The sequence below is a fragment of the Brevundimonas sp. SPF441 genome, from assembly GCF_009661015.1.
In the GTDB taxonomy this organism is placed as follows: Bacteria; Pseudomonadota; Alphaproteobacteria; order Caulobacterales; family Caulobacteraceae; genus Brevundimonas; species Brevundimonas vesicularis.
Window position 1 is genome coordinate 119,394 of the sequence record NZ_WJWX01000001.1, and the last position, 14,101, is coordinate 133,494.

The 14,101-nt window shown below is 64.2% G+C and carries 13 protein-coding genes; 4 read left to right on the top strand and 9 right to left on the bottom strand.

What is annotated here, in order from left to right:
* Positions 1 to 75: 75 nt before the first annotated feature.
* The gene (rnhA, locus tag GGC30_RS00585) at positions 76 to 528 is read left to right on the top strand and encodes a ribonuclease HI (RefSeq protein ID WP_066628408.1); all 453 of its coding nucleotides are present in this window, start codon (positions 76 to 78) and stop codon (positions 526 to 528) included.
* Here the strand turns inward: rnhA and GGC30_RS00590 are convergent.
* The 7 genes from GGC30_RS00590 to kdsA form a co-directional block, all read right to left on the bottom strand.
* The gene (locus GGC30_RS00590) at positions 525 to 1,922 is read right to left on the bottom strand and encodes an MFS transporter (protein WP_153921802.1); all 1,398 of its coding nucleotides are present in this window, start codon (positions 1,920 to 1,922) and stop codon (positions 525 to 527) included. The genes rnhA and GGC30_RS00590 overlap by 4 nt on opposite strands.
* Before the next feature lie 30 nt (positions 1,923 to 1,952).
* Positions 1,953 to 2,411, bottom strand: coding sequence for an NfeD family protein (locus tag GGC30_RS00595; RefSeq protein ID WP_153921805.1), 459 nt, complete (start codon positions 2,409 to 2,411; stop codon positions 1,953 to 1,955).
* Between the two features lie 17 nt (positions 2,412 to 2,428).
* Entirely contained in the window at positions 2,429 to 3,418 is a 990-nt protein-coding gene (locus GGC30_RS00600; RefSeq protein WP_153921808.1) for an SPFH domain-containing protein, read from the bottom strand.
* A 75-nt stretch (positions 3,419 to 3,493) separates the two neighbouring features.
* Positions 3,494 to 4,585: a DUF3089 domain-containing protein gene (locus GGC30_RS00605; RefSeq protein WP_153921811.1), complete on the bottom strand. Its 1,092-nt coding sequence runs from the start codon at positions 4,583 to 4,585 to the stop codon at positions 3,494 to 3,496.
* Complete coding sequence (gene rfaD, locus GGC30_RS00610; protein WP_055809991.1) at positions 4,585 to 5,574, bottom strand: ADP-glyceromanno-heptose 6-epimerase; 990 nt, start codon at positions 5,572 to 5,574, stop codon at positions 4,585 to 4,587. The genes GGC30_RS00605 and rfaD overlap by 1 nt, the downstream gene beginning before the upstream one ends.
* A gap of 8 nt (positions 5,575 to 5,582) precedes the next feature.
* Positions 5,583 to 7,037, bottom strand: a complete 1,455-nt coding sequence (gene rfaE2, locus GGC30_RS00615; RefSeq protein WP_153921814.1) for a D-glycero-beta-D-manno-heptose 1-phosphate adenylyltransferase — start codon at positions 7,035 to 7,037, stop codon at positions 5,583 to 5,585.
* Between the two features lie 18 nt (positions 7,038 to 7,055).
* Positions 7,056 to 7,934: a 3-deoxy-8-phosphooctulonate synthase gene (kdsA, locus tag GGC30_RS00620; RefSeq protein ID WP_370451804.1), complete on the bottom strand. Its 879-nt coding sequence runs from the start codon at positions 7,932 to 7,934 to the stop codon at positions 7,056 to 7,058.
* Between the two features lie 111 nt (positions 7,935 to 8,045).
* Between kdsA and GGC30_RS00625 the strand changes: the two genes are divergently transcribed.
* The 3 genes from GGC30_RS00625 to sseA are packed head-to-tail and all read left to right on the top strand — an operon-like array spanning position 8,046 to position 11,577.
* A complete protein-coding gene (locus GGC30_RS00625; protein ID WP_370451805.1) occupies positions 8,046 to 9,503 on the top strand; it encodes a deoxyribodipyrimidine photo-lyase in 1,458 nt (485 codons plus the stop codon).
* Positions 9,504 to 9,535: 32 nt separating this feature from the next.
* On the top strand, positions 9,536 to 10,756 hold the full coding sequence (locus GGC30_RS00630) for a cyclopropane-fatty-acyl-phospholipid synthase family protein (RefSeq protein WP_153921817.1): 1,221 nt from the start codon (positions 9,536 to 9,538) through the stop codon (positions 10,754 to 10,756).
* The gene (gene sseA, locus GGC30_RS00635) at positions 10,753 to 11,577 is read left to right on the top strand and encodes a 3-mercaptopyruvate sulfurtransferase (protein WP_153921820.1); all 825 of its coding nucleotides are present in this window, start codon (positions 10,753 to 10,755) and stop codon (positions 11,575 to 11,577) included. Before GGC30_RS00630 ends, sseA begins: the two co-directional genes overlap by 4 nt.
* A gap of 2 nt (positions 11,578 to 11,579) precedes the next feature.
* Here the strand turns inward: sseA and GGC30_RS00640 are convergent, their stop codons facing one another.
* Together GGC30_RS00640 and GGC30_RS00645 are read right to left on the bottom strand one after the other, a co-directional pair.
* Positions 11,580 to 12,902 (bottom strand): dicarboxylate/amino acid:cation symporter, encoded by a 1,323-nt coding sequence (locus GGC30_RS00640; protein ID WP_066628371.1) that lies wholly within the window; start codon positions 12,900 to 12,902, stop codon positions 11,580 to 11,582.
* Positions 12,903 to 12,935: 33 nt separating this feature from the next.
* Positions 12,936 to 14,015, bottom strand: a complete 1,080-nt coding sequence (locus GGC30_RS00645) for an amino acid ABC transporter substrate-binding protein (protein WP_228763510.1) — start codon at positions 14,013 to 14,015, stop codon at positions 12,936 to 12,938.
* Positions 14,016 to 14,101: the final 86 nt, after the last annotated feature.

Sequence of the window (14,101 nt, forward strand, 5' to 3'; positions counted from 1 at the left end):
CATCCACTCTTATTCGACCCGCATATAGGCGCAGTGATGGCCCCGCGCCAAGGGAGGCTGTAGGTCTGCGCGACCATGAGTCCCTCCGATCACGTCATCATCCACACCGACGGCGCCTGCAAGGGCAATCCGGGCCCAGGAGGCTGGGGCGCCGTGCTTCAGGCCGGCGGTGGCCACGAGAAGGAACTGTGGGGCGGCGAGCCCAACACGACCAACAATCGCATGGAGCTGATGGCCGCGATCATGGCGCTGGAAGCCCTGAAACGGCCCTGCAAGGTCGAACTGCATACCGACAGCAAGTACGTGATGCAGGGAATCACCGAATGGATGCGCGGCTGGAAGGCGCGCGGATGGCTGACGGCCGACAAGAAGCCTGTGAAAAACGCAGACCTGTGGCAGCGTCTGGACGCGGCGCGCCTGCGTCACGACGTGAAATGGCGATGGGTGAAGGGTCATGCTGGACATGAACTGAACGAACGCGCCGACCAACTGGCGAATCGCGGTGTCGCGGAACTGCCCCGGCGCTAGACCGCCTCCACCTCCTTGTCCGGCTCGGCTGGACCTCGGCGGACGCGCGAACCGCTCATCACCGCGCCAAACAGAGCCGTGACGGCCGCGATCTGGAACCCGTGACCGACGCCGTTGATCGGCGCGGCCGACAGTAGGAAAGCCACCACCACGGCGCCCAGGGATTGCCCGACGACCCGCGCCATGCCCAGGGTGCCACCCGCTGCGCCGGCGCGATCTTTCGGGGCCTCCGACAACATGGCGCGATTGTTGGGCGACTGGAAAAATCCGAAGCCCGTGCCGCAAAGGGCCATGCGCCAGATGATGTCGAAATGGCTCGAATCGGCATTGAGAAAACTGAGCGCCATCAGGCCGCAAGCAAACAGGCTAAGGCCGATGGCGCCCAGCACGCCCGCCGAATAGCGATCAGACAGATGGCCGGCCAGCGGCGCTGCGATCATGGTCGCCAGTGGCCAAGGCGTCATAAGCAAGCCGGTCTGGACCGCCGTAAGCCCCAACGCGCCCTGGAGAAAGAAGGGCAAGGCCACGAACGCCATCATCTGGGCTGTGAAGGATATGACCGATGTTGCGACCGACAGGCTGAACATCGGTCGCGCCAGCAGGTCGAGGGGGATCAGCGGCGACGTGCGTGAGCGCTCGCGGCGAATCAGCAAGATCCCGGCTGCGAGCCCTGCCCCTGTCAGCCCGAAACCCAAAACGGCCGCTTCGCCATGCGCCAGCGATTGAAGGCCGGTGATCAGCAGGCCAAACGCGGCGGCGTTCAGCGCAGCCCCGACCCAATTCAGCTTTCGCGGCTGAAGTCGGTTGTACGGCAGGGTGAAACCCGCCAGCGACACCGCTAACAGGCCTATCGGCACATTCAGCGCAAACAGCCAGCGCCAGTGTCCGACAGCCAAGATAGCGCTGGCGATGGTCGGCCCCGCCGCCGCCGCCAGCGAAACGATCACCGCGTTGATTCCGACCGCGCGACCCAGCAGTCGCTGCGGATAGGTGTAACGGACCAAGGCTCCGTTGACGCTCATGATGCCCGCTGCACCGAACCCCTGAACAACGCGGGCGAGGCTGAGCGTCTCGATGGAGTTGGCGAACACACACGCGATGGAGGCCAGGGTGAACACGGCCAGACCTGCCTGCGACACACGCCGATAGCCAACGATCTCGCCCAACGACGCCAGCGGCAAAAGAGCGACCACGATGGCGATCTGATAGGCGTTGACGATCCAGATCGAGGCGGCCGATGACGCCTGTAAATCCTGCGCGATCGACGGCAGGGCGACATTGGCGATCGCGCCATCCAGAACGGCAAGCGTGATGCCCAAGCCGATGGACACAATGGCCCAGTAGCGCCTGGGTGTCGGCAAGCCGTCAGTGACGGCGTTCTGGGGTTCTGTCATGCCTGACGAACGCCGATGCCACCGTTGCGTTCAGACGGGTGATTGCACCGTCAGCAAAGAGCCGTTCACGCGCATCACGACCACATCCTGTCCTTCGACCGGCGCCTCGCCCACGATCTCGGCCGGCCATTCGGCGCCGGAGATGAAAACGCGACCGCGGCCCGAAACGAACGTTTCGACTACCCGCGCCCGCTGGCCGACCAGACGGCTGTCGCGGTCGTTGATGTCGGGACCGTCGGGATTGGCTTTGGAGATCAGACGGCGGGACAGCAGGGTGGCGATGACGGTCAGAACCGCGAAGACGGCCACCTCGCCCGGCAGCCCCAACCGCAAGCCTGCCGCCGTCATGACCGCGACAACGCCGGCCGAAACAGCGGGCCAAAGCAGCCATTCGGTCGAGAACATCGCCTCGACCGCCAGCAGCAGAACCCCGATCGCCAACCAGATCCAGAACGGCTGGGCGACATAGAGATCAGCAAGCGACATCATCGGTCAGCCTCCTTCGATCAGGCCGAGGGTGGAACGGAGCCCCCGGCGGGGCGGCGGGGCGGCGCGGGCCGCACCGGCGGCGTCGCGCCCGAGTTCTGGTCCTTGGCCAGGCTGACCATCTCGCCGATGCCGGCGATCGTGCCGACCAGGGCGCCCATTTCGGCGGGCACGATGACGGTGCGTTGCTGCGGGCTGCGGGCCAGTTCAGCGAAGGCCTCGACGTATTTCTGAGCCACGAAATAGTTGATGGCGTTCACGTCCCCGCGGGCGATGGCTTCAGACACCATGGCCGTGGCGCGGGCCTCGGCCTCAGCCTCACGCTCGCGGGCCTCAGCGTCGCGGAAGGCGGCTTCCTTGCGGCCCTCGGCCTGTAGAATGGCGGCCTGTTTGGCGCCCTCGGCGCGGGCGATGGCGGCGGACTTCTCGCCGTCGGCCTCGGTGATGACGGCGCGGCGTTCGCGCTCGGCCTTCATCTGGCGGGCCATGGCGTTGGTGATATCGGTCGGCGGGGTCAGATCCTTGATCTCGATCCGATTGACCTTGACGCCCCACGGCTCGGTCGCCGCGTCGATGACATGCAGCAGGCGGGTGTTGATGCTGTCGCGCTGGCTCAGCACCTCATCCAGTTCCATTGAACCAACCACGGTCCGCAGATTGGTCATGCACAGTTGCGAAATCGCATAGGGCAGATCGTCGACGCGATAGGCGGCGCGGGCGGAATCCATCACCTGGATAAAGACGATGCCGTCCACCTTCACCATGGCGTTGTCCTTGGTGATGACTTCTTGCGTCGGCACGTCCAGCACCTGTTCCATCATGTTCATGCGGCGGCCGACGCGTTCCACGAACGGTGTCAGGAAGCCGATGCCGGGACTCAGCGTCTTGGTATATTTGCCGAAGCGTTCGACCGTAAATTCACGGCCTTGCGGCACGATCTTGATCACGCTGATCAACAGCACGATGGCCAGCAGCAGCACGACGCCGGCGAAGATGGTGGTCACGTCCATTCAAATCCCTCCCTGACGCGGCAAGCCTACCCGCTGTGCGCGAGCGGCGCCAGACAAACCGAGAGGATGGCCGCCTTAAAGGCCGTGGTTGGCCCGCCAAGCCGCCAAACGCATGCTGACGTCACGTTCGATGTCGCCGTAGAAAAGATTGTAGGGCACGATCTTGCGCCGATCCGCCCAACTGCCGCCAGCCGTCAGAAAATCGGCGTCCGGCGCGCTATGCCACAACAGGCCACCACGACATTCCGTGGATATCAACCGACCCGTGAGAGCCGGCCGGGCGCCCCATTCCAGGCCGGTCGCATTGGTCGCGCCGCTGTGCTGACGCGCCGCGGCACGCGGCTGGCTCGCAGCACCCGTGACCGGATTTACGCAGACGGGGTCAGTAGACAGGCTTACCAGATCGCCGCGATCGTCCCATTCCAGAGCTCGTCTCAGCTTGCGCCGCGCGCCCCTTTCGTCGCCGTCCTGCACCGACGCCCAGGCCACGATACATCCCGTTTGATCGGCGGCGTCGCAGGGCGAGATCGCCTGCCGGAACATCTCGCGCCCGACCAAGGTCTCGATCAGATAAGCGGCAACAAGCCTGTCCTTCAGGGCCGGATTGGCGCGGAGTTGGTCGCGAACCAGACGCGCTGTCAGCTCTCCGCCCTGTTCGACGCCGGCGATAACGATGGGGCCGGCGGGATGCCGTTGCAGCCACAGTTCGAAGGCGGCCTTTACGTCCTCATAAGCGAAGGCACGCGCCTCGCGCGCGTCATCGCGTAAGGTCAGCCGGGTGTAAAGGCTGGCCTGGCGGTACAGCGGCGCGCTGACCCGGCCTTCTCGAGCGAAGGGCGACGCATAATTCGGCAGCACGACGCGCCGCATATAGGCGTTGGCCCGCGCATCGTCGATCGGCCCATTCCACTCGGCGCCACCATCGAAGGTGGTCGGCATGACGAAGAAGACCGCCGCCTGGTTGGGCGCGCCCTGGTCGATCAGCGCCCAGGCGGATGTCTTTCTATAGTCGGGTGCAGGCGGCGGCTTGTAGGTCTGGAACGGCACCTGCGGGTCCAGCCCGGCCCTCAGAATGTCGCCGCTCCACACCGCAACGGCGGCCGTCAGCACGAAGACGGCGGCGAAGCCTGCATATCCGACCCATTGCCTGAAGGTCAGCCGACGCATCAGCGGTACGGATCAGCCGTGGCGAGGAAGTCCTGCACATAGCGCCGCACGCCCTCTTCCAACGGCGTGGATTGACCCTCGAAGCCTGCGGCGCGGATGCGATCCATTCGGGCTTCGGTGAAATACTGGTAGCGGTCGCGGATCGACAGGGGCGTATCGACATAGTCGATGGAAGGCGTCTTGCCGGCGGCCTCGAAGGTGGCGCGGGCAAGATCGGCGAACGACCGCGCCTGGCCCGAGCCGGCGTTGAATATGCCAGAGACCTGCGGCGACTGGAGCAAAAACTCGATGATATCGACCACATCGTCGACGTAGACGAAGTCTCGCATCTGGCCGCCATCCGCATAGTTCGGATTGTGCGACCGAAACAGGGTCACGGTCTCGCCTGCCGCGACCTTGGGCCAGATTTGAGCCACGACCGACTTCATTCCGCCTTTGTGACCTTCGTTCGGGCCATAGACATTGAAGAACTTCAGCCCCGCCCACTGGGGCGGCGCCTGACCCCGATCCGCCTGCCGAACAGCATACTGGTCAAACAGCATTTTCGAATAGCCATAAGCATTTAGCGGGCGAAGCTGCGACAATGAGTCTGCATCGTCATCGTCGTTGAAGCCCGTCTCGCCGTCGCCATAAGTGGCAGCGGAAGACGCGTAGATCATCCGCGAGCCTCGAATTGCGCACCAGTCCCATAGGTCGCGCGACAGGGTGAAGTTTGTCCGCAGGATCAGGTCAGCGTCCGGCTCGGTCGTCGAAGAAATCGCGCCCATGTGCACTACTGCCTCAATCCGCTCGGCGTGGCGCTCCATCTGTTCGAACAATTCTTCGGGCGACCAGAAGTCAGCGATCGCGTGTTTGGCCAGGTTCTTCCACTTGGCCAGGTTGGCCGTCTCCAACCGATCGCAGACGACGACATCATAGGCGGTCTCGGCTGTCAGCCGCGCAACGATGTTTGAACCAATGAAACCGGCGCCGCCGGTCACGACGATCATTCTCGGCGTCACTGAGCGCTCCCTGTCATCTTCTCGATCGTTCGCGTGGTCGAATAGCCATCCTTGAAATCCGCCAGCTTGACCTCGCCGCCCCAGCTTTCGACCAGATCGCCGCCCACGACGCCCTCTCGCGTATAGTCCGAGCCCTTGATCAGAACATCAGGACGCAGCCGTTCGATCAGGGCGATGGGCGTCGGGTCATCGAAACTGGTGACGCGATCGACGCTGGCCAGCCCGCCGATGACGACGGCGCGACTGTCCAGATCATTCACCGGTCGCCCTTCGCCCTTCAGTCGTTTGACCGAGGCATCGGTGTTCAGCGCCACGACCAGGCGATCGCACCAGCTGCGCGCCTGCGCCAGATAGGCCACATGGCCGCGGTGCAGGATGTCGAAACATCCATTGGTGAAACCGACCTTCAGGCCCTGACGTCGCCAGCCCTCGACCTCGACCGCCAGTTCGTCGATCGGCGTCACCTTGGATACCGCAGCGGTGGCGTGCTGGCTCAGCTCGGCTTCGATCAGCTCGGCGGGTGTGATAACAGCCGTCCCGGCCTTCCCGACAACCACGCCAGAGGCCAGGATGGCGAACTCGACCGCCATCTCCAGCGACGCACCCGCGCCCAGCGCCAACCCAATGGCGGCCAGGCCTGTATCGCCGGCGCCAGACACGTCGAAGACCTCGCGCGCCCGGCCCGGGAAGTGCTTCACGGGTTCACCGCGCCGCGCCAGGCTCATCCCCTTGCCCGCACGGGTGACGATGATCGCCTTGGCGGTCGTGGCGGCCAGCAAGGCGGCCAGCGCCGTCTCGACCTCGGGGTCCGTACCGACCGGCAGGCCGGTGGCGCCGGCCAGTTCCGACGCATTGGGCTTGATGACATCGACGGCGCCGTAGCGGTCGAAATCCCTTCCCTTTGGATCGACGACGACCGGCGCACCAGATTTCTTCGCCGCGTTCAGCGCCGAAGCCAGGAGCGCATCGCTGACGACACCCTTGGCGTAGTCTGAGAGCAAGTAAACCGAGGCATCAGTAAACGCGTCCGAATCGTGGATCGCGGTCGGCGCAGCCTCGTCATCCAAACGCAAGAGCTGTTGGCCGCCCGAAACGAAGCGTGTCTTTACGATTGTGGACGCGCCTGCCGGCCTCGCCACGACGTCCTCGATGTGCGGCTCGGCGGCGATCAGAGCGGTCAGTTCCGCGCCAGCCGCGTCGTCGCCGATCACGGCGCCTAGCCGCGCCACACCACCCAGAGCCGCAATATTGCGCGCGACGTTGCCGACGCCGCCTGGCATGGCGACGGTGCGGCTGGTGCGGAGTACAGGGATCGGCGCCTCGGGCGAGATGCGGCTGACCTCGCCATAGACGTAGCGATCCAGCATCAGGTCGCCGACGCAGGCGATCTTCAGGCCGCGCACGCGCTCCAACAGGCTTTGCAGGGCGCCCAGATCCAAGGTGTCAGACATGGGTCCGACCTAGAGGATTCAGGCGGCTTGCGCCACCGGCGCCTTGGCCCCGATCTTGATGGCCAGGTCGTCGAAGGCGATCAGTTCGGCGGCCAGGGCCTCGAACTGGCTCAGCGGCACCATGTTTGGGCCATCCGACGGCGCATTATCCGGGTCCTGGTGCGTTTCCATGAAGACCGCATCGACGCCGACGGCCACCGCCGCGCGTCCTAGCACCGGCACGAACTCGCGCTGACCGCCCGACGACGCGCCCTGCCCGCCCGGCTGCTGAACGCTGTGGGTCGCATCGAACACGACGGGGCAGCCGATCTCGCGCAGCACCGGAAGCGCCCGCATGTCGCTGACCAGAGTGTTGTAGCCGAAGCTGGCGCCGCGTTCACAGGCCATGACATTGGGATTGCCGGCGCCAACCACCTTGGCGATAACGTTTTTCATGTCCCAGGGAGCCAGGAACTGACCCTTTTTGATGTTGATCGCCTTGCCGGTAGCGGCGGCGGCCAACAGCAGGTCGGTCTGGCGGCTGAGGAAGGCCGGGATCTGCAGTACATCGACGACCTCGCCGACCGGACCACACTGAACCTCGGAGTGAACGTCTGTCAGGGTCGGCAGGCCGGTCGCCTCGCGAATCTCGGCGAAGATCGGCATGGCGTCTTTCAGACCGATGCCCCGCGCGGCGCTGGCGCTGGTCCGGTTCGCCTTGTCGAAACTGGTCTTGTAGATGATGCCGACGTTCAACCGCTCGCCGATTTCCTTCAGGGCATGGGCCGTCTCCAGCGCGTGCTGGCGGCTCTCCATCTGGCAAGGACCGGCGATGAAAGCGATTCTTGCGCCGCCGCCGATGACGACAGGCGTCCGAAGACCTTCGGACAACGTAATGACAGCGTTGGGTCGGCTCACGAGGCGGCTCTTTCGACGTTCGGTGTTGTGGAGGCGGCTTTTGCCGCAGCTATTGGGCCATCAGGTGGCGCTCTGAAGGGATGAGCGCAAGTTATCACGGAGTTCGCCCGCGTGGCCACCAAACCTGTCATCCTGTGGTTTCGCCGCGATCTGCGACTGCATGACAATCCCGCCCTGAACCACGCGGCGGAGACGGGGCGACCAATCCTGCCCGTCTATATTCTGGACGAGCATTTCGAGCGGCCGATGGGCGCCGCGTCGCGCTGGTGGCTCGACAAGTCGTTGAGGGCGCTGGATGCGGCGCTTCAAGATCGCGGTTCGCGCCTGATTCTGCGCAAGGCCAATGCTCTGACACAGCTTCAGGCGCTGATCGCCGAAACCGATGCCGACACCGTCTTCATGAATCGCCTGTTTGAACCTGAGGCGTTTGAGCATGACGCCGAAATCGCCCATACGCTCAAGGCGGACGGCGTCGAATGCCGTGGCTTCAATGGCGCCCTGCTCTGCCGCCCCGGCGATGTCCTGAACGGTTCGGGCCAACCGTACAAGGTCTTCACTCCGTTCTTGAGAGCCCTGCTGGCCACGGCCGAGGCGCCGGCTCACACAACGGGACCGCGCCAAATCCAGACGCCCGAAACGGCTCAATCCGACGACCTCGACAGCTGGGAGCTGCACCCCCATCGTCCAGATTGGTCCAAAGGCTTCGACTGGACGCCGGGAGAAGACGGGGCCTCACAAGCCTTGTCCAGATTCATACCATCCGGACTGAAGACCTATGCCAAGGATCGAGACTTTCCCGACCGGAAAGGCGCCAACAGCCGCCTGTCGCCGCATCTTCACTGGGGCGAGATCAGCCCTTGGCGTGCAATAGACCGAGCCCAACAGGCAGCCAAAGACGGCAAGGTGTCATCGTCGGAGGCCGACAAATTCATTGCTGAGATCGGCTGGCGCGAGTTCTCCGCGCACCTGCTGCACCATTTTCCCTATCTTACCGAGCGCGCGTTCCGTCCCGAATATGACGCCATGCCCTGGCGTAAGGACGACGCGAGCCTCAAGGCGTGGCGACAGGGACGGACCGGATACCCGTTGGTGGACGCCGGTATGCGCCAGCTCTGGACGACGGGGTGGATGCACAATCGGGTTCGGATGGTCGTCGCCTCCTTCCTGATCAAACATCTGCTGATCGACTGGCGCGAAGGCGAAGCCTGGTTCTGGGACACGCTGGTGGACGCTGACCGGGCCAGCAATGTACAAAACTGGCAGTGGGTCGCAGGCTCTGGCGCAGACGCCTCCCCCTTCTTCCGCATTTTCAATCCCATCACGCAGGGTGAAAAGTTTGATCCCGACGGCGGCTATGTGCGTCGGTGGGTGCCGGAACTTCGCCGCCTGCCTGACCGCTGGCTACAGTCGCCCTGGACCGCACCAGCTGAAGTGCTGCGTGACGCCGGAATCGTTCTAGGGCGCGATTACCCCAAACCGGTCGTCGAACATGAGAAGGGTCGGGCCCGGGCGCTCGCTGCCCTGAAGACCGTTTCCGGTCGCGGCGACGACCACAGCGACCGTGATTGACCCCCTTTGTATTCCGCGTTGAAAGTCAAAAGATGAGCGTCGCACACGCCGATATCGAAGCCGTCGCCAGCCGAGCACCTCGCGTGTTCGCCATGTTGCTGCGGCTTCTGGCAGCCAACTGGACCTTCGGGCGCTTGACGGTGCAACTGCCCAATGGCGAGACCCATGTGCTTCAGGGCAAGCAGCCGGGTCCCAGCGGCATGATGACCGTACGCGACTACCGGTTCGCACGCCGCGTGCTGGCGGCCGGCGATATCGGCTTCGCCGAAGGCTATATCGCGGGCGAGTGGGACAGTCCGCACCTGGCCGGCCTGCTCGAAACCCTGGTGGACAATTACGATCACATCCGGCGTCTGTTCGACGGAAATCTGATCATGTGGGTGGTCAACTGGCTGAGCCACCGCACCAATCGCAACAGCAAGACCGGGTCGAAGAAGAACATCCACGCCCACTACGATCTGGGCAACGCCTTCTATTCCCAGTGGCTGGACGGGACGATGACCTATTCATCGGCCCGCTTCAGCCGCGATGGTGAGGTGCTGGAGACGGCGCAGCGTAAGAAATACGCCGCCTTGGCCCGAATGATGGATCTTCGGGCGGGCATGTCAGTGCTGGAAATCGGCTGCGGCTGGGGCGGCTTCGCCGAGTTCGCGGCGCGCGAGATCGGCGCCAAGGTCACCGGGATCACGATCTCCAAAGAGCAGCACGATTTCGCTCGCCAGCGCATGTTCAACGCGGGTCTTAGCGACCGCGCCGATATTCAGCTTATCGACTACCGCGATGTGCAGGGTCGATTTGATCGGGTGGCGTCCATCGAGATGTTCGAGGCTGTGGGCATGGAGTACTGGCCCGCCTACTTCGGCAAGGTCCACGACGTGCTTCAAACTGGCGGCAAGGCCGGACTGCAGATCATCACGATCCAGGACGACCTGTTCGACGAATACAATGCCCGGACGGATTTCATCCAGAAGTACGTCTTCCCCGGCGGAATGCTGCCCTCCGAAGACCGGCTGGCGCCGGTCGTGTCGAAAGCCGGACTGTCGTGGCAGTCGGTGGAGCGGTTCGGCCTCGACTACGCTGCGACGCTCAAGCTTTGGGATGAACGTTTCCAGGCGTCCTGGGGCGAAATCAGCAAGCTTTCCGGCTTTGACGAACGATTCCGCCGGCTCTGGCGCTTCTATCTGGCCTATTGCGAGGCCGGTTTCCGCTCTCGCCGCACCGACGTCATCCAACTGAGCCTGTCTCGCCCATGAACCCGCTGATTTCGACAACGGACCTTGCCGCGCGATTGGGCGCGCCCGATTTGCGGATCGTCGATGGCAGTTGGCATCTGGACGGCCGCGACGCGCGCGCCGATTTCGAACAGGCCCATATCCCTGGCGCAGTCTTCTTCGATCTGGACGCGATATCGGATCGCGACAGCGCTTTGCCCCACATGATGCCGACGCCAGAGGCCTTTGGGGCGGCGGTCGGGACGCTGGGCCTCTCCGTCGATGACCAGATCGTCGTTTATGATACAGCCGGATTGTTCTCGGCGGCGCGCGTTTGGTGGATGCTGAAGACGATGGGCGCGACGAGGGTTCAGGTGCTCGACGGCGGCCTGCCGCGCTGGCGTGGCGACGGCCTACCAACCGTCTCCGGGCCTTCAGTCGCAGATGCAAAAGACTTCCATGCCAAGATGGCGCTCGATGCTGTCGCCTCGTTGGATGACGTGCGCGCGGCTTTGGCCCAGGACGCCCAGGTCGTGGATGCGCGCGCCGCACCGCGTTTCAAAGGTGCGGCGCCCGAACCTCGCGCCGGTGTTCGCAGCGGCCATATGCCCGGCGCGCGCAATCTCCCCTATAGTCGCTTGCTAAACGACAATGGCACTATGAAGCGTGGTGCGGCCTTGGCGCAGGCCATTGCGGACGCTGGCGTGGATATCAGCCGACCCGTGATCACGACCTGCGGATCCGGAGTGACCGCTGCAATACTGACACTGGGCTTAGCCGAACTCGGTCGCTCGTCGCGGCTTTATGACGGTTCCTGGGCTGAATGGGGCGCCCGAACGGACACCCCCGTCGAAACCGGCTGAGATCAGGCCGGCGGCGCCACGGGGACGACATCGTCGGCGTCGATCGGCTCGTCTTCCTCGCCGCGCGAAACGACAGTCGCCAGAACCAGGTCGCCCGTGACATTCAGCGTCGTGCGGCACATGTCCAGGAAGCGATCCACGCCCAGGATCAGGCCGATGCCCTCCGGCGGTACCTTCACCATCACCAGGATCATCGCCACGACCGGCAGCGAACCGGCCGGCACGCCCGCCGTACCGATACCGCCAAGGATGCAGACCAGCATGACGATGATCTGCTGCGTGATCGTCAGGTCGATGCCGAAGAACTGGGCCAGAAACAGCACCGTCACGCCTTCAAACAGGGCCGTGCCGTTCTGGTTGGCGGTGGCGCCGACCGTCAGGACGAAGCGGGCGATCTTGCGCGGCAGCTTCAGCTCCTGCTCGGCCGCCTTAAGCGACACAGGCAGAGACGCGTTGGATGAAGCGGTCGAGAAGGCCACCACCATCGGCTCGCGCACGCCCTTGAAGAATGCGATCGGCGACCGGCCGCCAAGGATCCAGATCACCAGCGGATAGACGACGAACATGTGGATCGCCATCGCGCCCACCGCGACGCCGACATAGGCCGCGAGGCGCACCAAAAGGTCCCAGCCGAACAGGGCCGCCAGGTTGAACATCAAGCAGGCGATGGCGATGGGGGCCAGTTTGATGAAGAGGTTTATCAGCTTCATCGTCACTTCGAACATGCCCTCGATGACCTGCTGCAAGCGGTCGGTCGCAGGCGACTTGGCCATCACCAGGCCGATGCCGAAGAACAGAGCGAACACCATCACCGGCAGGATCTGGTTCTCGGAGGCAGCGGTGAAGACGTTCGACGGAATCAGATCCAGGAAGAAATCACCCAACTGGATGGTTTCAGGCGCGCCGCTGACGATGCCGGCCGCGCCGTCACGTCCCTGGTCCAGCAGTTGCTGCGCGAGGACCGGGTCCACGCCTCTTCCGGGCTGGAACACATTGACCATCACCAGGCCGATCACCACGGCGATGCTGGACACCAGAATGGTCAACAAGAGGGTCTTGATTCCCGCCCGTCCCAGCGAGCTCAGATCGCCCATCTCGGCCACGCCGACTACTAGGGCCGAGAACAGCAGCGGAATGACCATCATGAACAGCAGACGCAGGAAGATCTGGCCCAGCGGTCCGGTGACGTTGTCCGTCAGCCAGACCACCCAGGCCGTATCCGCTCCCAGCGTCAGATTGACCAGCAATCCCCCGATCAGACCGACCGCGAAACCGATCAACATCAGCCAGTGCAGCGCAAGGCCGCCGCGTTTTGTCTCGGTCATCTGTCCCCCAGGAAGCGATGCAAGCGTCGGCGCCTATCGGATCGGCAGGCCATAGATCAAGCCGGCCGGGCGCGCGTTCCATTGTGCGTTCAAACCGCGCGCCAGGTCGAGCGCCGATTGCGATCCCAGATTTCGTTCGAAGATCTCGCCATAATTCCCGACGGCTTCGACCGCGTCCTTGGCCCAGGCGTTCGACAGCCCCAGCATGGGTCCGAACTCGCCCTCGGCGCCCAAAAGACGTCGCACGCGTGGGTCCGTCGTCGTCTTGAACTGATCTTCGGCATTGGCCTTGGTGACCCCGAGTTCTTCGGCCAGCATCAGGGCGTTCAGGGTCCAGCGGACGGTCGAGGCCCAGCGTTCGTCGCCCGCCTTTACCACCGGCCCCAGCGGCTCCTTGGACGCCACGTCGGACAGGATCACATGTTCGTTGGGATTGGTCAGCACAGTCCGCGCGGCGGCTAGCGCAGAGATGTCGGCGCTGAACGCGTCGCAATCTTCACGGCCATAGGCGTCGCGCGCCGCTTCCTCCGTCTCGAACACGACGGGCCGATATTCGATGCCGCGAGACCGGAAATAGTCAGCGGCGTTGGCCTGGGATGTCGAACCCGACTGAACGCAGACCCGCGCGCCCGTCAGTTCTGTCGCACTGTTCAGGTTCAGCGAACGCCGGACCAGAAAGCCCTGGCCGTCGTAATAGTTGACGCCGGCGAAGACGAACCCTTCGCCCGCGTCGCGGCTCATCGTCCAGGACGAGTTGCGCCAAAGCACATCGATGCGGCCGTCGTTCAGCGCCGTGAATCGATCAGACGCCGACAAAGGCACGAACCGCACAGCATCGGCATCGCCCAGCACCGCCGCCGCCGTCGCGCGACAGAAGTCCACGTCGAAGCCGCGCCACTGGCCGCGATTGTCGGTGTAGGCAAAGCCGACCAATCCCTGATGCACGCCGCAGTTCAAGCGACCGCGGCGTTTGATGGCGGCCAGCGTCGGGCTTTTCGCGACCGCAGTCGAGGACGCTTGCGCGGACGTGACAGGGCTGGTTTCCGGCGCAGGATTGGCGTCCTTGCGCCCGCAAGCCGCCGTCAGCAGCACCGCCGCCATCGCTCCGATCATCCAGCACCGCATCGCGTTCCAGTCCCTCGCCGCTTGCGCCCCGCTGGCTTTAGAGGCCTTTAGGGCTCGATCCGCAACCCATCGGA